The sequence below is a fragment of the Vreelandella nanhaiensis genome (assembly GCF_003990185.1).
Lineage (GTDB): Bacteria > Pseudomonadota > Gammaproteobacteria > Pseudomonadales > Halomonadaceae > Vreelandella > Vreelandella nanhaiensis.
In genome coordinates, this window is record NZ_RZHF01000025.1 from 168733 (window position 1) to 184803 (window position 16071).

Consider the following 16071-nt stretch of genomic DNA (forward strand, 5'->3'; position numbering starts at 1 on the left):
ATGTCTATTCCTGTCTTTACGCCAGAACGTGCGTGTTATTTGCGGATCGGCTTACGCGGGCCCTTACGGGTGCGCGCGTTAGTCTTAGTCCGCTGACCACGCAGCGGAAGACTACGACGATGACGCAGACCACGGTAGCAGCCTAAGTCCATGAGACGCTTAATGTTCAGCGTAACATCACGACGAAGGTCGCCTTCTACGGTGTACTTACCAACTTCAGAACGCAGGGTATCTAGCTCTTCGCCAGACAGATCCTGGATCTTGGTAGTCAGCTCGATACCAGCAGCAGCACAGATGTGCTGAGCGCGGGTACGGCCAATCCCGAAGATATAGGTCAGCGAGATCGCCGCATGCTTGTTGTCCGGGATATTGACGCCTGCAATACGGGCCATCAGCTTACTCCGAAATTTGAGCGGCTTGCTCGTTTATTCATCTACAAAAGGCGCAACAGCATACCCCTTTAACTGCCCTAAGGCAAGGGGTATGCCAAACACCCACTTAAAACAGCGTAGGAATTAGCCCTGACGCTGTTTGTGCCGTGGCTCGACGCAGATAACGCGGACAGCGCCATTGCGACGAATGATCTTGCAGTTACGGCACATCTTCTTTACGGAAGCTCGAACTTTCATCGTTCTCTCCAATACGGGCGACGCGCCTCAGCGCATGATGCCGCCGCTACCGTAGCCTTTCAGGTTGGACTTCTTCATCACCGAGTCATATTGATGCGACATGAGATGCGATTGCACCTGGGCCATGAAGTCCATGATGACCACCACCACGATCAGAAGCGAGGTGCCGCCAAAGAAAAATGGCACATTCCACGCAACAATCAGGAACTGGGGCATCAGGGAAACCGCAGTGATATACAGGGCACCGAATAAGGTCAGACGAGTCATGACTTTATCGATATAGCGAGCGGTCTGCTCGCCGGGGCGAATGCCCGGCAGGAACGCACCTGACTTTTTCAGATTGTCAGCTACATCCTTGGGATTGAAGACCAGCGCTGTGTAAAAGAAGCAGAAGAATACCACTGCCGCCGCGAAAAGCAAGATGTAAAGCGGTTGCCCGGGGGCTAGCGCTTGAGAAGCTCGCTGCAACCACTCCATACCTTCACCAGCACCTACCCACTGACCGATTGAGGCCGGGAAGAGCAGAATACTGGAAGCGAAGATTGCAGGGATTACCCCTGCCATATTCACTTTCAAAGGCAGGTAGCTGCTTTGACCTGCATACATCTTATTGCCAACCTGGCGACGTGGATAGTTCACTTTCAAGCGGCGTTGGCCGCGCTCAATGAACACTACGAATGCCACGGTGGCAATACCTAGCACTGACAGCGCTAACAGCGGGAGAACATTCCAGGCCCCTTCGTTACGAGCGAGCTCGAACGCTTGCCCTACGGCACTGGGCAGCCCAGCGACGATACCGGCGAAGATCAGCAGCGAAATACCGTTGCCAATCCCCTTTTCGGTAATCTGCTCACCTAGCCACATCATAAACACCGCGCCTGACACAAACGTAATCACGGCGGTGAAATAGAAGCTAAAGTCAGCGCTGTAAGCGATGCCTTGGCTAGCCAGACCCACCGACATACCGGTAGCCTGGACAAGAGCCAGTATCACCGTACCGTAGCGGGTGTACTGGCTAATTTTTCGGCGGCCAGCCTCACCTTCCTTCTTGAGCTGTTCAAGATGGGGTGAGACCGCAGTCATCAGCTGCATGATAATCGACGCTGAAATATAGGGCATTATGCCCAACGCGAGGACGCTCATGCGCTCCAGGGCGCCACCCGAGAACATGTTGAACATGCCCAGGATGGTGCCCTGTTGCTCCCTAAACAAGGCAGCAAGCTGGTCAGGATTGATACCGGGCACGGGAATATGGGCACCAATACGGTACACCACGATGGCGAGGAGCACGAAGCGCAAACGCGCCCACAGTTCACTCAGACCGTTGCCCTTCGCCGGCATATTTCCTGACTTGGCCATTTAGTCCTCTACCTTGCCGCCAGCAGCTTCGATCGCTTCACGGGCACCTTTGGTGACCTTGATTCCACGAACGGTAACTGCTTTGTTCAGTTCGCCTGAAAGGATAATCTTCGCGTGTAGCGTTGCATCCTTCAGTACGTTGGCTTGCTTCAGTGTTTCCATGGTGACTTCGTCACCGGCAACTTTAGCAAGCTCGGCCAGGCGCACTTCTTCAGACACCAGCGACTTGGCTGATGTGAAGCCGAACTTCGGCAGACGACGCTGTAACGGCATCTGACCGCCTTCGAAACCAGGCTTGACGCTACCGCCACTGCGTGATTTCTGGCCTTTGTGACCACGGCCGCCGGTCTTGCCCAGACCGGAACCGATACCACGACCAACGCGCTTTTCAGCGTGCTTGGAGCCCGGTGCCGGGCTCAGGGTATTGAGTTTCATGGATTACTCTCCCTCAACGCTCACAAGGTAGTTAACCTTGTGGATCATGCCGCGTACGGCAGGGGTGTCTTCCAGCTCAACCGTGTGACCGATGCGACGCAGACCCAGGCCCTTCATAGTAGCCTTGTGCTTGGGTAGAACGCCGATGGTGCTGCGGATCTGGGTAACCTTGATCGTTGCTGCCATGGTGTCTTACCCCGTGATCGCTTCGACAGACAGACCGCGCTTGGCGGCCACGTCTTCCGGTGCCTGCATGGCAGAGAGACCTTTAACAGTCGCTCGAACCACGTTAACCGGGTTGGTGGAACCGTAGCACTTGGCCAGTACATCGTGGACACCAGCAAGCTCTAGTACAGAGCGCATGGCGCCACCGGCGATGATACCGGTACCTTCGGAAGCCGGCTGCATGTACACCTTGGAAGCACCGTGACGGGCTTTTACCGGGTACTGCAGGGTGTGGCCTGCGAGGTTAACCTTGACCATATTGCGACGAGCTTGGTCCATCGCTTTCTGGATTGCGACCGGCACTTCACGCGCCTTGCCACGACCGAAACCGACACGACCTTTACCATCACCAACGACGGTCAGTGCGGTGAAGCCGAAAATACGACCACCTTTGACCACCTTGGCGACGCGGTTAACCTGCACTAACTTCTCTTGCAGATCGCCGCTTTGCTGTTCGTTCTTCGCCATCGTAAAACCCTTTAGAATTCCAGGCCGCCTTCACGAGCGGCGTCGGCCAGAGCCTTGACGCGACCGTGATACTTAAAGCCAGCACGGTCGAAGGCCACCTGGGTGATGCCTGCTTCTTTAGCGCGTTCGGCAATCAGAGCACCGACCTTGGAGGCCGCATCTGAGTTACCGGTCGCACCCTCGCGCAGTGCTTTGTCCAGCGTTGAAGCGCTGGCCAACACTTTGCCACCATCCGGCGAGATAATCTGCGCATAGATGTGACGCGGGGTACGGTTGACGCACAGGCGATACACGCCCAGCTCGCGGATCTTGGCGCGAGCGCGGCGGGCACGACGGAGACGAGATTCTTTCTTCGCGTTCATAACCCTGCCTTACTTCTTCTTGGCTTCTTTGCGACGCACCTGCTCGTCGGCGTACCGAACACCCTTGCCTTTATACGGCTCAGGCGGACGGAAGGCGCGGATTTCCGCGGCGCACTGACCGAGCATCTGCTTGTCCGCGCTTTTCAGCACGATAGTGGTGTTCTTCGGCGTTTCCGCTGAGACACCTTCAGGCAGTTGGTAGTCGACCGGGTGCGAGAAGCCCAGTGAAAGATTGAGCGTCTGGCCCTTTGCTTGGGCACGATAACCGACGCCAACAATTTCGAGAGTTTTTGTAAAACCCTCAGATACGCCCGTTACCAGGTTCTGAACCAAGGCGCGGGTAGTACCGGCCATTGCCCAGCTCTTGGCAGACTCACTCGGGGCGAAGGTCAGCTGGCCATCTTCCTGACCAATCACCACGTCCTGGTGAATGGGCATTGACAGCGTGCCCTGGCCGCCTTTGGCGGTCAGCTGGTCGTCGTTGATTTTAATATCAACGCCGGCAGGCACTTTAACCGGATATTTCGCTATGCGGGACATTCCAGCCTCCTAGAATACGGTGCAGATGACTTCGCCACCGACACCCGCCTGGCGCGCGGCACGATCGGTCATGACACCATTTGACGTGGTGACAATCGCGATACCCAGGCCGTCGGCTACCTTAGGCAGGTTGTCCTTGCCTTTGTACTGACGCAAAGACGGCTTGGAAACACGCTGAATGTGCTCAATAACCGGCTTGCCCTCAAAGTACTTGAGAGTCACGGTCAGCTGGGGCTTGACGCCTTCAGCTACTGTGAAGTCGGTAATGTAACCTTCTTCCTTTAGCACGCGGGCCACTTCCACTTTCAGCTTGGAAGACGGCATGACTGCCGTCTCTTTGGTGGCCATCTGCGCATTGCGGATACGGGTACACATATCCGCCAGAGTGTCTTGCATGCTCATTTAATGTGCGCTCCTGATGATTCTACGTAGCGTTACCAGCTGGACTTTTTCAGACCAGGGACGTCGCCACGCATGGCGGCTTCACGCAGCTTGTTACGGCCGAGGCCGAACTTGTTGTAAAAACCGTGCGGACGACCCGTGATGCGGCAGCGGTTACGCTGACGAACCGGGCTTGAGTCGCGCGGCAGTTGCTGCAGCTTCAGCGTCGCCTCGAAGCGCTCTTCCTCAGACGTGTTAACGTCTGAGATGATTGCCTTGAGCTCAGCACGCTTGGCCGCATACTTCTCGACCAGCTGCGTACGCTTGAGCTCACGCTCTATCATACTTTTCTTAGCCATGATCCAACCCTTATTTCTTGAAGGGGAAGTTCAACGCTGCTAGCAGCGCACGACCTTCCTCGTCGGTGTTGGCGGTAGTAGTGATAGTGACGTCCAACCCACGGATACGATCGATCTTATCATACTCGATCTCCGGGAAGATGATCTGCTCACGTACACCCATGGAGTAGTTGCCGCGACCGTCAAAAGACTTCGGGTTAAGACCACGGAAGTCACGCACGCGAGGGATTGCGATGTTCACCAGACGGTCCAGGAAGTCCCACATACGCTCAGCGCGCAGTGTTACTTTGACACCGATTGGCCAACCTTCACGCACCTTGAAGCCCGCGATGGACTTGCGTGCCTTGGTCACCAGCGGCTTTTGACCGGAAAGTTTCTCCAGGTCGCCGATGGCATTGTCGATCAGCTTTTTATCACTAACCGCTTCGCCGATACCCATGTTCAGAGTCACTTTCGTGATCCGGGGTACCTGCATTACGTTGGCGTAGCTGAACTGCTCTTTGAGCTGAGCTACCACCTCGTTTTGATAACGTTCTTTCAAGTTCGCCATTGTGCTACCCGACTCGCGTTAGGCGTCGATCTGCGTCTGCGTCGACTTGTAGATACGTACCTTGGTACCGTCTTCCTTAACTTGGAAGCCGACGCGATCCGCCTTACCGGTCTCCGAATTGAAGATGGCTACGTTGGACGCGTGAATCGGAGCCTCACGCTCGACGATACCGCCCTGATTTCCCGCCATGGGATTCGGCTTGGTGTGACGTTTAATCATGTTCACACCGGACACCAAGAAGCGGTTTTCTAATACCCGCTTAACGGTGCCACGTTTGCCTTTATCCTTCCCGGCGATGACGATGACTTCATCGTCACGTTTGATCTTTTGCATATCCGCCTCGCTCCTTACAGCACTTCAGGCGCTAGGGAAATGATCTTCATGAACTTTTCATTACGAAGTTCACGAGTAACCGGCCCGAAGATGCGCGTGCCGATCGGCTGTTCGTTGGTGTTATTCAACAAAACTGCCGCATTTCCATCGAAACGGATCAGCGAACCGTCACTACGACGGACGCCACTACGGGTGCGAACCACTACCGCTTTCAGGACCTGGCCTTTTTTGACCTTGCCGCGAGGGATAGCTTCTTTCACCGTTACTTTAATGACGTCACCAACGCGGGCGTAGCGACGGTGTGAACCGCCTAACACCTTGATGCATTGCACCCGGCGCGCTCCGCTGTTGTCGGCGACATCCAGCATTGTCTGAGTCTGAATCATCGGTTTTCTCCAAACCTAATCTGACTGCACTGGTTGGACAAACCCAGGGTATTAACCCTTGGCTTGCTCGACCACCTCGACCAGCGTCCAGGCTTTCTTCTTGGAAAGCGGACGGCACTCCTGAATGGAAACCGTATCGCCTGCCTTAGCCTGGTTCGCCTCATCATGGGCGTGCAGCTTGGTGGAGCGCTTAACGTATTTTCCGTAGATCGGGTGACGCTCACGACGCTCGATCATGACGACGATGGATTTATCCATCTTGTCGCTCACCACCTTGCCGGTGAGCGTACGGGTTTTTTTCTCTTCGGCCATCTCAATCACCTGCCTTCTCGTTGAGCATAGTCTTAACGCGGGCGATATCCCGACGGACCTGCTTGAGCAGATGAGTCTGGCTCAGTTGGCCAGTGGCCTTCTGCATGCGCAGGTTAAACTGCTCGCGGAGTAGCTCGAGGAGCTGCTCTTTGAGCTCTCCTGCGGACTTTTCACGAATTTCCTGTGCTTTCATCACATCACCGTCCGTTTCGCAAAGGTGGTGGACAAGGGCATCTTCTGTGCGGCCAGTTCGAATGCTTCACGGGCCAGCTCTTCGGATACACCTTCAATTTCGTACAGGACCCGACCCGGTTGGATCTGGGCTACCCAGTACTCAACAGAACCTTTACCTTTACCCATACGAACTTCGAGCGGCTTCTTGGAAATCGGCTTATCAGGGAAAACGCGGATCCAGATCTTACCGCCACGTTTAACGTGACGTGTGATCGCACGACGGCCAGCTTCGATCTGACGCGCAGTGATGCGGCCGCGACCAGTAGCTTTCAGACCGTATTCCCCGAAGCTGATCTTGCTTCCGCGATGCGCCAGGCCACGGTTGCGGCCTTTCATCATCTTGCGGAATTTCATACGCTTGGGCTGTAACATCGACTCGCTCTCCCCTTACCTGGAACCTTTCTTCTTGGGCGCGTTGCCGGCAGGCTGCTGTTGCTTAGCCTTGGCACGTACTTCCTCGATACCGCCGAGGATTTCGCCCTTGAAGATCCACACTTTGACGCCGATAACGCCGTAGGTGGTGTGAGCTTCGTAAGTGGCGTAGTCGATGTCCGCACGCAGGGTGTGCAGCGGAACGCGACCTTCGCGGTACCATTCGGTACGTGCGATTTCAGCACCACCAAGACGACCTGACAGCTGAATCTTGATGCCGCCAGCGCCAAGACGCATTGCGTTCTGTACTGCGCGCTTCATAGCACGACGGAACATTACGCGACGCTCAAGCTGACCAGCTACGTTAGCAGCAACCAGCTTGGCATCCAGCTCCGGCTTGCGAACTTCTTCAATGTTCACATGAACCGGAACACCCATCATTTCGGTAAGATCGCGACGCAGACGGTCGACATCTTCACCTTTTTTACCAATCACGATACCCGGACGGGCAGTGTGAATGGTGATGCGGGCGTTGTTAGCCGGACGCTCGATGTGAATGCGGCTTACGGAAGCGCTTTTCAGACGCTCTTCCAGGAAGCTGCGCACTTCGAGATCGTTATTGAGCTTATCGGCATAGGCGCCGCGCTCGGCATACCAGACAGAAGCATGGTCTTTGACGATGCCCAGTCGAATGCCTGTTGGATTGACTTTCTGACCCATCTGGTCGACTCCTACTTCTCGGCTACCTTGACGGTGATGTGGCAGGTGCGCTTCAAGATACGATCCGCACGGCCTTTGGCGCGCGGCTTGATACGCTTGAGCGTCATGCCCTCATCGACGCAGATGGTCGAGACACGCAGCTCGTCGATGTCCATGCCGTTATTTTCTTCCGCATTCGCGATGGCGGACTGAAGCACTTTCTTGACCAGCTTGGCAGCCTTCTTCGGTGAGAAGGTCAGCAGATCAATAGCTTCGGCGACCGGTTTACCGCGCACCTGGTCAGCCACCAAACGGGCCTTCTGTGCGGATAAAGCAGCGCCACTCAGCTTAGCTGTGACTTCCATCTCTTAATCCTCTCTGGCTTACCGTTTGGCTTTCTTGTCCGCAGCATGCCCGCGATATGTGCGAGTAGCAGCGAATTCGCCAAGTTTATGACCCACCATTTCCTCGGAGACGTGCACCGGGACATGCTGGCGTCCGTTATGGACTGCGATGGTCAGACCTACCATGTTGGGCAGGATCATCGAACGACGCGACCAGGTCTTGATCGGTTTGCGATCGTTCTTCTCCACTGCAGCCTCTACCTTCTTCAAAAGATGAAGGTCAATGAAGGGACCTTTCTTTAGTGAACGTGGCACAGCCGTTACCTCTTAATGTCTTGGCAATTTCGATTAACGTGTCTTATTACGACGACGAATAATCAGCTTGTCGGTGCGCTTGTTCTTACGCGTCTTGTGACCCTTAGTCGGCACACCCCATGGGGATACCGGGTGACGACCACCACTGGTGCGGCCTTCACCACCACCGTGTGGGTGATCCACCGGGTTCATCGCGACACCGCGAACAGTCGGACGCACGCCTCTCCAGCGCTTCGCACCGGCCTTGCCAAGTTGACGCAGGCTGTGCTCGGAGTTGCTCACTTCACCCAGGGTCGCGCGGCACTCGGCCAGTACTTTACGCATTTCGCCAGAGCGAAGACGTAAGGTGGCGTAGTTACCTTCACGAGCGACCAGCTGGGCGCTAGTACCGGCACTGCGAGCAATCTGCGCGCCTTTGCCCGGCTTCAGTTCGATACCGTGAACGGTAGAACCAAGCGGTACATTGCGCAGAGGCAAGGCATTGCCTTTCTTGATGGGCGCGTTAACACCAGATTCCAGCACGTCACCCGCGCTGACACCTTTCGGTGCAATGATGTAACGACGCTCGCCATCTGCATATTTCAATAGTGCAATATGCGCACTACGGTTCGGGTCGTGCTCCAGACGCTCAACGGTGGCCGGAATGCCATCCTTGGTGCGCTTGAAGTCGATCAACCGGTAGTGATGACGGTGACCACCGCCCACGTGGCGGGTGGTGATACGACCGTAGTTATTACGGCCACCGGACTTGGACTGCTTTTCCAAAAGCGGTGCATACGCACGGCCCTTGTACAGTTCCTCGCCAACGATCTTGACGACGTGGCGACGACCGGCGGAAGTGGGTTTGGTCTTGACGATTGCCATTTTCCGTACTCCTGCCCTTATTCGGCGCCAGAGAAGTCTTCGAGCGTTTCACCCGCAGCCAGGGTCACATACGCTTTGCGGTAACCCTTACGCTGGCCAACGCCGTGTGCAGTACGCTTGGTTTTACCCTTCATGTTCAGTACCTGAACATTACCGACCTTCTTGCCGAACAGTGCTTCAACGGCCTTCTTGATCTCGGGTTTGGTAGCATCAGTTGCCACCTTGAAAACGTACTGGTTGCGCTCTGCAGCCATCGCGGCCTTTTCGGTCACGTGCGGTCCAAGCAGAACCTTGAATACGCGTTCCTGGTTCATGCCAGCTTCTCCTCGAATTTACGCAGGGCGGAGACGGTAACCAGGACCTTATCAAAGGCAACCAGGCTAACCGGGTCAGCTGCCGCTACATCCACCACATCAACGTGGGGAAGGTTGCGTGCGGCCAGATAGAGCTTTTCGTCGACTTCTTCAGTGACGATCAACACTTTTTCAAGGTTGAGCTCTTTCAGCTTGGCAGCTACCTGCTTGGTCTTGGGCGCTTCGACGCTGAACTCTTCAATAGCGACTAAACGCTCTTGACGTACAAGCTCAGACAGGATGGAGCGCATCGCCGCGCGGTACATCTTGCGGTTAACCTTCTGGGTGTAGTCTTGCGGACGTGCCGCGAAGGTTACGCCGCCGCTGCGCCAAAGCGGAGAGCGGATGGTGCCGGCACGTGCACGACCGGTACCTTTCTGGCGCCATGGCTTCTTACCACCACCACGTACGTCGGAACGGCTCTTTTGAGCGCGAGTGCCCTGGCGGCCACCAGCCAAATAGGCGGTAACAACCTGGTGTACTAGCGCTTCGTTGAATTCTTTGCCAAAAGTGGCGTCGGCTACTTCAACGGTACCCGTGCCTGCAGCAAGATTCAGATTCATTGGTAATTATCCCCTTCAGCCAGCTTTCACGGCGCTGCGAACGATAACGTCGCTACCGGGTGCTCCCGGTACAGCGCCCTTGATCAGCAGCAGGTTACGCTCGGCGTCAACACGGACGATCTCAAGGCTTTGAACGGTGCAACGGGCATTACCCATTTGACCGGCCATTTTCTTGCCTTTAAATACGCGACCTGGTGTTTGACACATGCCGATAGAACCCGGCGCGCGATGCGACAGGGAGTTACCATGGCTGTTGTCTTGGGTACGGAAGTTCCAGCGCTTAACAGCACCCTGGAAGCCTTTACCCTTAGAGGTGCCGGTCACGTCGATCATTTGACCAGCTTCAAAGAGGGATACAGTGAGCTCACCACCCACTTCAGGAGCTTCTTCACCTTCTGCAAGGCGGAATTCCATCAGTGAACGACCAGCCTCAACACCCGCCTTGGCAAACTGTCCAGCTTGCGCTTTGGTGAGGTGCTTGGCTTTACGAGAACCTGTAGTGATCTGAATCGCTGCGTAGCCGTCAGACTCAATGGTCTTAACGCGCGTAACACGATTAGGATCAACTTCAATAACGGTCACGGGCACAGATGCGCCATCTTCGGTAAAGACACGGGTCATCCCGGCCTTTTTACCGACTAAACCGATAGTCATACTCAGTCTCCTATAGTGTACGGGGCTATCACCCGCTATGGCTGCCCTTTCCAGAGCATTCCACTAGCACATTGTGTGGCGCCTCACGGCGCGGCGGCTGCTGTTCATGCTAACCCGTCAAACGGGCGACGAACGCTGGGCCGCAAGTGTCTAGTGTAATTAGTCGAGCTTGATTTGCACGTCTACGCCAGCGGCGAGATCGAGCTTCATCAACGCATCAACAGTTTTCTCGGTCGGCTCAACGATGTCGAGCACACGCTTGTGCGTGCGAATCTCATACTGATCACGCGCATCTTTGTTGACGTGCGGTGAAATCAGGATGGTATAACGCTCGCGGTTGGTCGGCAGCGGAATCGGCCCACGAACCTGAGCACCAGTACGCTTAGCGGTTTCAACAATCTCCGCTGTGGACTGATCGATCAGGCGATGGTCGAACGCTTTCAACCGAATGCGAATCTTCTGGTTCTGCATTTGCCCTAAACTCCAATGGATGTCGACGGCGCGAGCCGTCTACCCACGCATTCAAAGGATGCGCATTATAGGCACGCCAAAAGCCCATGTCAAACATTTGCTAATGGTGCGCAGAAAAGGGGGCTCTCAGGAGCCCCCTTTCTCATTCAAGTAAAATGATTACTGAACGATTTTGGCCACAACACCAGCGCCAACGGTACGGCCACCTTCGCGAATCGCGAAGCGCAGACCTTCATCCATGGCGATCGGAGCGATCAGAGTAACAACCATCTGAACGTTGTCGCCCGGCATTACCATTTCAACACCTTCCGGCAGTTCACAAGTACCAGTTACGTCAGTGGTACGGAAGTAGAACTGAGGACGGTAGCCCTTGAAGAAAGGCGTGTGACGACCACCTTCTTCTTTGGACAGTACGTAAACTTCTGCTTCGAAGGTAGTGTGCGGGTGAATGGTGCCCGGCTTGGCCAGAACCTGACCACGCTCAACATCATCACGCTTAGTACCACGCAGCAGGGCGCCAACGTTCTCACCAGCACGACCTTCGTCGAGCAGCTTACGGAACATTTCAACGCCAGTAACGATGGTTTTGGTGGTGTCGCGGATACCCACGATTTCCACTTCTTCACCGGCTTTAACGATACCGCGCTCTACACGACCGGTAACAACAGTACCACGGCCAGAGATAGAGAATACGTCTTCGATCGGCATCAGGAACGGCTGGTCGATAGCACGCTCCGGCTCAGGGATGTACTCATCCAGAGCTTTGATCAGATTAGCAACGGCGGTAGTACCCATGCCGTTCTCATCTTCACCGTTCAGAGCCATCAACGCAGAACCAGTGATGATCGGAGTGTCGTCACCCGGGAAGTCGTACTGGTCGAGGAGTTCGCGAACTTCCATCTCTACCAATTCGAGAAGCTCTTCGTCATCGACCATGTCCGCTTTGTTCAGGAACACAACGATGAACGGAACGCCAACCTGACGAGACAGCAGGATGTGCTCGCGAGTCTGTGGCATCGGGCCGTCAGCGGCTGAACATACCAGGATCGCGCCGTCCATCTGCGCAGCACCAGTGATCATGTTCTTGACGTAGTCAGCGTGTCCTGGGCAGTCAACGTGAGCGTAGTGACGCTCTTCTGACTGATATTCCACGTGTGAAGTCGCGATGGTGATACCACGCTCGCGCTCTTCAGGAGCGTTATCGATAGTATCGAATTCACGCCAGTCGCCGCCGAAAACCTCAGCAGACACGCGGGTCAGGGCCGCAGTCAGAGTCGTTTTACCGTGGTCGACGTGACCGATGGTGCCGACGTTGACGTGCGGTTTGGAACGTTCGAATTTTTCCTTAGCCACTGCTATAACCTCTTTACGTTAGCTAACGGTTAACCGTTTTGATTGATGACGGCTTCAACGACGCTGGAGGGCGCCTCCTCGTACTTCGCGAACTCCATAGAGTAGCTCGCACGGCCCTGGGTTTGTGAGCGTAGGTCGGTTGCGTAACCGAACATCTCACCCAGCGGCACCGTTGCACGAATGACTTTACCAGCAGAAGAGTCATCCATGCCCTGCACCAGACCGCGACGACGGCTCAGGTCACCCATGACGTCACCCATAAATTCTTCGGGAGTCACGATTTCGACCTTCATCACCGGCTCCAGCAGCACGGCCTTGGCCTTCCTGGCACCTTCCTTCACTGCCATAGAAGAAGCAATCTTGAACGCAGTCTCGTTAGAGTCTACGTCGTGGAAGGAGCCGTCGAACAGCGTCACTTTAACGTCAATCATCGGGTAACCCGCGATGACACCGTTTTTAAGCTGCTCGTAAGCACCTTTCTCAACCGCAGGGACGTATTCCTTCGGAACCGTACCACCTACGATCTCAGAGTTGAACTTGAAGAAGATCTCATCTTCGCCTTCACCCTTATCTGCAGCAGTCAGCGGCTCGATACGCAGCCAAACGTGACCGTACTGACCACGACCACCGGACTGACGTACAAACTTGCCTTCCTGCTCTACGCTGCCGCGAATGGTTTCGCGGTACGCTACCTGCGGCTTACCGATATTAGCTTCAACCTTGAACTCGCGACGCATACGGTCAACGATGATGTCCAAGTGAAGTTCGCCCATACCAGAAATGATGGTCTGGCCGGTTTCTTCGTCGGTTTTAACCTGGAAAGAAGGATCTTCCTGAGCTAGCTTGCCCAGTGCAATACCCATTTTTTCCTGGTCAGCCTTAGACTTCGGCTCAACGGCTACCGAGATAACCGGATCCGGGAACTCCATGCGCTCGAGAACGATCTTGTTATCGATATCGCACAGGGTGTCACCCGTGGTGACGTCTTTCAGGCCGATACACGCTGCAATATCGCCAGCCAAGATCTCTTTGATCTCTTCACGCGAGTTGGCATGCATCTGAACGATACGGCCAACGCGCTCTTTCTTCTGCTTAACGGAGTTATATACGCCATCACCAGATTTCAGAACGCCCGAGTAGACGCGGATAAAGGTCAGCGTACCAACGAAGGGGTCAGTCGCGATCTTGAATGCCAACGCCGCAAACGGAGCATCATCATCCGCTACACGCGTAGCGATAGTGCCGTCTTTATCGTCCAACTCACCTTCGATCGCCTTAACTTCAGTCGGCGAAGGCATGTATTCGATAATGCCATCCAGTACCGCCTGAACGCCTTTGTTTTTAAAGGCAGAACCACAGGTAACCAGAACAATATCGTTAGCCAGAGTGCGCGCACGAAGGCCGGCTTTGATCTCTTCGATCGTCAGCTCACCACCTTCCAGGTACTTCTCCATCAGCTCGTCAGAGCCTTCGGCAGCAGCCTCAACCATTTGCTCGCGATACTTCTCGGCAGTTTCTTGCAGCTCAGCCGGAATATCAACGAGTTCAAAGTTCATACCCAGACTGGCTTCATCCCACAGGATCGCCTTCATCTGAATAAGGTCGACAACACCCTTAAAGTCTTCTTCCGTACCCCAGTTGATCTGGATCGGCACAGCATTCGCGCCCAGACGCTCTTTCAACTGGTCAACGACCATGAAGAAGTCAGCGCCGGTACGGTCCATCTTGTTGACGAAGACCATACGCGGTACTTCGTACTTGTTGGCTTGGCGCCATACGGTTTCGGTCTGCGGCTGAACGCCGGAAGAACCGCATAGTACAACGACCGCACCATCAAGAACACGCAGAGAACGCTCAACTTCGATGGTGAAGTCAACGTGCCCAGGCGTATCGATGATGTTGATGCGGTGCTCGTCGAACTGCTTGGCCATACCTTGCCAGAAGGTGGTTACAGCCGCAGAGGTGATAGTAATACCACGCTCCTGCTCCTGTTCCATCCAGTCCGTCGTCGCAGCACCGTCGTGCACTTCACCCACCTTGTGAGAAAGGCCGGTATAGAACAGTACACGCTCGGTCGTCGTGGTTTTACCCGCGTCGACGTGCGCTACGATACCAATATTGCGATAACGCTTAAGTGGTGTCTTGCGTGCCACGGTGAAACTCCCGTTAGTTGGCGATGCTCGTTAATTTAGCAGCGGTGAAAGTGAGTCTTACACCACCACCGCCATCACAGCATGATAGCGGCGGGGTGTTGCAACAAAGCGACTCGACTTACCACTTTCAACGACGCCATGCTGAAACAACGTGCATAAATAAACGCGGACTCTACAAACACTGCGCTTACAAACGCCGTACTTAGAAACGCCGTACTTAGAAGCGACGCTCTTAGAAACGATAGTGCGAGAAAGCTTTGTTGGCTTCAGCCATACGATGCACGTCTTCGCGCTTCTTAACAGCCGAACCTTTACCTTCTGCCGCATCCAGCATTTCACCAGCCAGACGCTGAACCATCGTTTTTTCACCGCGACGACGCGCCGCGTCCACCAGCCAGCGCATAGCGAGCGCTTGACGGCGTGACGGACGAACTTCAACCGGCACCTGATAGGTCGCACCACCTACGCGGCGCGACTTCACTTCGACCATCGGCTGGATAGTTTCCAGCGCCTTGTCGAAGATTTCCAGCGGCTCTTCTTTACTACGCTCGGCAACCTTGTCCAGCGCACCATAAACGATGCGCTCAGCTATGGACTTCTTGCCGCTGACCATCAGGTGGTTCATGAACTTCGCCAGACGCTCACTTCCGAACTTAGGATCCGGCAGGATTTCGCGTTTAGCTACAACTCTTCTTCTAGGCATGATAAGCCCTCAATTAAGGATCCTTCAGGTAAACCCGGGACTCGCGTCAGGTATTTAACACCCTGCATTGCCCGACCTTACTCTTATCAGACCGTCATATTCGTTTTGAACACTACACTGCATTACGCAGCGCGACGGCAAGCGATCTTAAGACTTCGGACGCTTGGTACCGTACTTGGAACGACCCTGCTTACGGTTCTGTACGCCGGAAGTGTCAAGGGCGCCACGAACGGTGTGATAACGCACACCTGGCAAATCCTTTACACGGCCGCCGCGAATCAGAACAACAGAGTGCTCCTGCAGGTTGTGACCTTCACCACCGATGTAAGAAGAAACTTCGAAACCGTTGGTCAGGCGCACACGGCAAACCTTACGCAGGGCCGAGTTCGGCTTCTTGGGGGTAGTGGTGTATACGCGCGTACATACGCCGCGTTTTTGCGGACAGGCCTGCAGCGCGGGCACGTCACTTTTAGTAACGGGGCGCTTGCGCGGCTTGCGCACTAGCTGATTAATCGTTGCCATGGTGTTTAGCTGACTCCAATGGTTGCCTGGCCTTCCAGCGGCTGCGGGCGCACCCACCCCACTGTTAAAGGCTGCGCATTCTAAAGGCTGACCCTAGGCGGCGTCAAGTCTTGCCGGCGGTTTAACCGGCAA

28 protein-coding genes are annotated in these 16071 nt (G+C 55.0%); all 28 read right to left on the reverse strand.

All coding sequences use genetic code 11. The features are described from left to right. Window positions 1–35: 35 nt before the first annotated feature. Window positions 36–392: a 30S ribosomal protein S13 gene (rpsM, locus tag ELY38_RS16080; RefSeq protein ID WP_018917719.1), complete on the reverse strand. Its 357-nt coding sequence runs from the start codon at window positions 390–392 to the stop codon at window positions 36–38. Window positions 393–515: 123 nt separating this feature from the next. Next, window positions 516–629 (reverse strand): 50S ribosomal protein L36, encoded by a 114-nt coding sequence (gene rpmJ / locus ELY38_RS16085; RefSeq protein WP_081139244.1) that lies wholly within the window; start codon window positions 627–629, stop codon window positions 516–518. A 27-nt stretch (window positions 630–656) separates the two neighbouring features. Further along, window positions 657–1988, reverse strand: coding sequence for a preprotein translocase subunit SecY (secY, locus tag ELY38_RS16090; RefSeq protein WP_126949725.1), 1332 nt, complete (start codon window positions 1986–1988; stop codon window positions 657–659). Beyond that, the gene (rplO, locus tag ELY38_RS16095) at window positions 1989–2423 is read right to left on the reverse strand and encodes a 50S ribosomal protein L15 (RefSeq protein WP_030074208.1); all 435 of its coding nucleotides are present in this window, start codon (window positions 2421–2423) and stop codon (window positions 1989–1991) included. Between the two features lie 3 nt (window positions 2424–2426). Continuing rightward, window positions 2427–2609 (reverse strand): 50S ribosomal protein L30, encoded by a 183-nt coding sequence (gene rpmD, locus ELY38_RS16100; RefSeq protein WP_126949726.1) that lies wholly within the window; start codon window positions 2607–2609, stop codon window positions 2427–2429. Between the two features lie 6 nt (window positions 2610–2615). Then, window positions 2616–3116 (reverse strand): 30S ribosomal protein S5, encoded by a 501-nt coding sequence (gene rpsE, locus ELY38_RS16105; RefSeq protein ID WP_071695005.1) that lies wholly within the window; start codon window positions 3114–3116, stop codon window positions 2616–2618. Between the two features lie 11 nt (window positions 3117–3127). Then, a complete protein-coding gene (rplR, locus tag ELY38_RS16110; RefSeq protein WP_008959159.1) occupies window positions 3128–3478 on the reverse strand; it encodes a 50S ribosomal protein L18 in 351 nt (116 codons plus the stop codon). Between the two features lie 9 nt (window positions 3479–3487). Next, complete coding sequence (gene rplF / locus ELY38_RS16115; protein ID WP_127063232.1) at window positions 3488–4018, reverse strand: 50S ribosomal protein L6; 531 nt, start codon at window positions 4016–4018, stop codon at window positions 3488–3490. 9 nt (window positions 4019–4027) lie between these two features. Then, window positions 4028–4420: a 30S ribosomal protein S8 gene (gene rpsH / locus ELY38_RS16120; RefSeq protein ID WP_126949728.1), complete on the reverse strand. Its 393-nt coding sequence runs from the start codon at window positions 4418–4420 to the stop codon at window positions 4028–4030. 32 nt (window positions 4421–4452) lie between these two features. Beyond that, window positions 4453–4758: a 30S ribosomal protein S14 gene (rpsN, locus tag ELY38_RS16125; RefSeq protein ID WP_127063233.1), complete on the reverse strand. Its 306-nt coding sequence runs from the start codon at window positions 4756–4758 to the stop codon at window positions 4453–4455. 10 nt (window positions 4759–4768) lie between these two features. Continuing rightward, window positions 4769–5308 carry a 50S ribosomal protein L5 gene (rplE, locus tag ELY38_RS16130; RefSeq protein WP_127063234.1) on the reverse strand — a complete coding sequence of 180 codons (540 nt, stop codon included), beginning with the start codon at window positions 5306–5308 and terminating at the stop codon, window positions 4769–4771. 18 nt (window positions 5309–5326) lie between these two features. Then, window positions 5327–5641: a 50S ribosomal protein L24 gene (rplX, locus tag ELY38_RS16135; protein ID WP_007111996.1), complete on the reverse strand. Its 315-nt coding sequence runs from the start codon at window positions 5639–5641 to the stop codon at window positions 5327–5329. A gap of 14 nt (window positions 5642–5655) precedes the next feature. Further along, a complete protein-coding gene (gene rplN, locus ELY38_RS16140; protein ID WP_009723896.1) occupies window positions 5656–6027 on the reverse strand; it encodes a 50S ribosomal protein L14 in 372 nt (123 codons plus the stop codon). Window positions 6028–6078: 51 nt separating this feature from the next. Next, window positions 6079–6339: a 30S ribosomal protein S17 gene (rpsQ, locus tag ELY38_RS16145; RefSeq protein WP_009723897.1), complete on the reverse strand. Its 261-nt coding sequence runs from the start codon at window positions 6337–6339 to the stop codon at window positions 6079–6081. Between the two features lies 1 nt (window position 6340). After that, window positions 6341–6532: a 50S ribosomal protein L29 gene (gene rpmC, locus ELY38_RS16150; RefSeq protein ID WP_018917730.1), complete on the reverse strand. Its 192-nt coding sequence runs from the start codon at window positions 6530–6532 to the stop codon at window positions 6341–6343. Beyond that, window positions 6532–6945 carry a 50S ribosomal protein L16 gene (gene rplP / locus ELY38_RS16155; protein WP_007112000.1) on the reverse strand — a complete coding sequence of 138 codons (414 nt, stop codon included), beginning with the start codon at window positions 6943–6945 and terminating at the stop codon, window positions 6532–6534. The genes rpmC and rplP overlap by 1 nt, the downstream gene beginning before the upstream one ends. Before the next feature lie 15 nt (window positions 6946–6960). Beyond that, window positions 6961–7665: a 30S ribosomal protein S3 gene (rpsC, locus tag ELY38_RS16160; RefSeq protein WP_087108946.1), complete on the reverse strand. Its 705-nt coding sequence runs from the start codon at window positions 7663–7665 to the stop codon at window positions 6961–6963. A gap of 11 nt (window positions 7666–7676) precedes the next feature. After that, the gene (gene rplV, locus ELY38_RS16165) at window positions 7677–8009 is read right to left on the reverse strand and encodes a 50S ribosomal protein L22 (RefSeq protein ID WP_009723900.1); all 333 of its coding nucleotides are present in this window, start codon (window positions 8007–8009) and stop codon (window positions 7677–7679) included. 18 nt (window positions 8010–8027) lie between these two features. Continuing rightward, window positions 8028–8303: a 30S ribosomal protein S19 gene (gene rpsS / locus ELY38_RS16170; RefSeq protein WP_009098993.1), complete on the reverse strand. Its 276-nt coding sequence runs from the start codon at window positions 8301–8303 to the stop codon at window positions 8028–8030. Between the two features lie 33 nt (window positions 8304–8336). Further along, window positions 8337–9167 carry a 50S ribosomal protein L2 gene (gene rplB, locus ELY38_RS16175; RefSeq protein ID WP_106374965.1) on the reverse strand — a complete coding sequence of 277 codons (831 nt, stop codon included), beginning with the start codon at window positions 9165–9167 and terminating at the stop codon, window positions 8337–8339. A gap of 17 nt (window positions 9168–9184) precedes the next feature. Further along, a complete protein-coding gene (gene rplW / locus ELY38_RS16180; RefSeq protein ID WP_126949730.1) occupies window positions 9185–9481 on the reverse strand; it encodes a 50S ribosomal protein L23 in 297 nt (98 codons plus the stop codon). Next, on the reverse strand, window positions 9478–10083 hold the full coding sequence (gene rplD / locus ELY38_RS16185) for a 50S ribosomal protein L4 (protein ID WP_126949731.1): 606 nt from the start codon (window positions 10081–10083) through the stop codon (window positions 9478–9480). Before rplD ends, rplW begins: the two co-directional genes overlap by 4 nt. Window positions 10084–10098: 15 nt before the next feature. Continuing rightward, window positions 10099–10737 carry a 50S ribosomal protein L3 gene (gene rplC / locus ELY38_RS16190; protein ID WP_087108954.1) on the reverse strand — a complete coding sequence of 213 codons (639 nt, stop codon included), beginning with the start codon at window positions 10735–10737 and terminating at the stop codon, window positions 10099–10101. A 159-nt stretch (window positions 10738–10896) separates the two neighbouring features. Continuing rightward, window positions 10897–11208, reverse strand: coding sequence for a 30S ribosomal protein S10 (rpsJ, locus tag ELY38_RS16195; protein WP_009098983.1), 312 nt, complete (start codon window positions 11206–11208; stop codon window positions 10897–10899). A 159-nt stretch (window positions 11209–11367) separates the two neighbouring features. Continuing rightward, window positions 11368–12561 (reverse strand): elongation factor Tu, encoded by a 1194-nt coding sequence (gene tuf / locus ELY38_RS16200; RefSeq protein WP_126949733.1) that lies wholly within the window; start codon window positions 12559–12561, stop codon window positions 11368–11370. Window positions 12562–12590: 29 nt separating this feature from the next. Beyond that, window positions 12591–14714 (reverse strand): elongation factor G, encoded by a 2124-nt coding sequence (gene fusA / locus ELY38_RS16205; RefSeq protein ID WP_127063235.1) that lies wholly within the window; start codon window positions 14712–14714, stop codon window positions 12591–12593. A gap of 232 nt (window positions 14715–14946) precedes the next feature. Next, entirely contained in the window at window positions 14947–15417 is a 471-nt protein-coding gene (gene rpsG / locus ELY38_RS16210) for a 30S ribosomal protein S7 (RefSeq protein WP_106374971.1), read from the reverse strand. Window positions 15418–15564: 147 nt separating this feature from the next. Next, the gene (rpsL, locus tag ELY38_RS16215) at window positions 15565–15939 is read right to left on the reverse strand and encodes a 30S ribosomal protein S12 (protein ID WP_009098973.1); all 375 of its coding nucleotides are present in this window, start codon (window positions 15937–15939) and stop codon (window positions 15565–15567) included. Between the last annotated feature and the right edge of the window lie 132 nt (window positions 15940–16071).

What these genes read in the sequence shown, in the direction of transcription:
- rplP (WP_007112000.1), bottom strand. Translation starts at nt 6,945, where the DNA reads ATGTTACAGCCCAAGCGTATGAAATTCCGCAAGATGATGAAAGGCCGC.
- rpsQ (WP_009723897.1), bottom strand. Translation starts at nt 6,339, where the DNA reads ATGGCCGAAGAGAAAAAAACCCGTACGCTCACCGGCAAGGTGGTGAGC.
- rplE (WP_127063234.1), bottom strand. Translation starts at nt 5,308, where the DNA reads ATGGCGAACTTGAAAGAACGTTATCAAAACGAGGTGGTAGCTCAGCTC.
- rplC (WP_087108954.1), bottom strand. Translation starts at nt 10,737, where the DNA reads ATGACTATCGGTTTAGTCGGTAAAAAGGCCGGGATGACCCGTGTCTTT.
- rpsG (WP_106374971.1), bottom strand. Translation starts at nt 15,417, where the DNA reads ATGCCTAGAAGAAGAGTTGTAGCTAAACGCGAAATCCTGCCGGATCCT.
- rplR (WP_008959159.1), bottom strand. Translation starts at nt 3,478, where the DNA reads ATGAACGCGAAGAAAGAATCTCGTCTCCGTCGTGCCCGCCGCGCTCGC.
- rpsC (WP_087108946.1), bottom strand. Translation starts at nt 7,665, where the DNA reads ATGGGTCAGAAAGTCAATCCAACAGGCATTCGACTGGGCATCGTCAAA.
- rplB (WP_106374965.1), bottom strand. Translation starts at nt 9,167, where the DNA reads ATGGCAATCGTCAAGACCAAACCCACTTCCGCCGGTCGTCGCCACGTC.
- rpsL (WP_009098973.1), bottom strand. Translation starts at nt 15,939, where the DNA reads ATGGCAACGATTAATCAGCTAGTGCGCAAGCCGCGCAAGCGCCCCGTT.
- rpsH (WP_126949728.1), bottom strand. Translation starts at nt 4,420, where the DNA reads ATGAGCATGCAAGACACTCTGGCGGATATGTGTACCCGTATCCGCAAT.
- secY (WP_126949725.1), bottom strand. Translation starts at nt 1,988, where the DNA reads ATGGCCAAGTCAGGAAATATGCCGGCGAAGGGCAACGGTCTGAGTGAA.
- rpsE (WP_071695005.1), bottom strand. Translation starts at nt 3,116, where the DNA reads ATGGCGAAGAACGAACAGCAAAGCGGCGATCTGCAAGAGAAGTTAGTG.
- rpmJ (WP_081139244.1), bottom strand. Translation starts at nt 629, where the DNA reads ATGAAAGTTCGAGCTTCCGTAAAGAAGATGTGCCGTAACTGCAAGATC.
- rpsM (WP_018917719.1), bottom strand. Translation starts at nt 392, where the DNA reads ATGGCCCGTATTGCAGGCGTCAATATCCCGGACAACAAGCATGCGGCG.
- rpsJ (WP_009098983.1), bottom strand. Translation starts at nt 11,208, where the DNA reads ATGCAGAACCAGAAGATTCGCATTCGGTTGAAAGCGTTCGACCATCGC.
- rpsN (WP_127063233.1), bottom strand. Translation starts at nt 4,758, where the DNA reads ATGGCTAAGAAAAGTATGATAGAGCGTGAGCTCAAGCGTACGCAGCTG.
- rplV (WP_009723900.1), bottom strand. Translation starts at nt 8,009, where the DNA reads ATGGAAGTCACAGCTAAGCTGAGTGGCGCTGCTTTATCCGCACAGAAG.
- rplF (WP_127063232.1), bottom strand. Translation starts at nt 4,018, where the DNA reads ATGTCCCGCATAGCGAAATATCCGGTTAAAGTGCCTGCCGGCGTTGAT.
- rplN (WP_009723896.1), bottom strand. Translation starts at nt 6,027, where the DNA reads ATGATTCAGACTCAGACAATGCTGGATGTCGCCGACAACAGCGGAGCG.
- rplX (WP_007111996.1), bottom strand. Translation starts at nt 5,641, where the DNA reads ATGCAAAAGATCAAACGTGACGATGAAGTCATCGTCATCGCCGGGAAG.
- rplW (WP_126949730.1), bottom strand. Translation starts at nt 9,481, where the DNA reads ATGAACCAGGAACGCGTATTCAAGGTTCTGCTTGGACCGCACGTGACC.
- rplO (WP_030074208.1), bottom strand. Translation starts at nt 2,423, where the DNA reads ATGAAACTCAATACCCTGAGCCCGGCACCGGGCTCCAAGCACGCTGAA.
- rplD (WP_126949731.1), bottom strand. Translation starts at nt 10,083, where the DNA reads ATGAATCTGAATCTTGCTGCAGGCACGGGTACCGTTGAAGTAGCCGAC.
- rpmC (WP_018917730.1), bottom strand. Translation starts at nt 6,532, where the DNA reads ATGAAAGCACAGGAAATTCGTGAAAAGTCCGCAGGAGAGCTCAAAGAG.
- rpmD (WP_126949726.1), bottom strand. Translation starts at nt 2,609, where the DNA reads ATGGCAGCAACGATCAAGGTTACCCAGATCCGCAGCACCATCGGCGTT.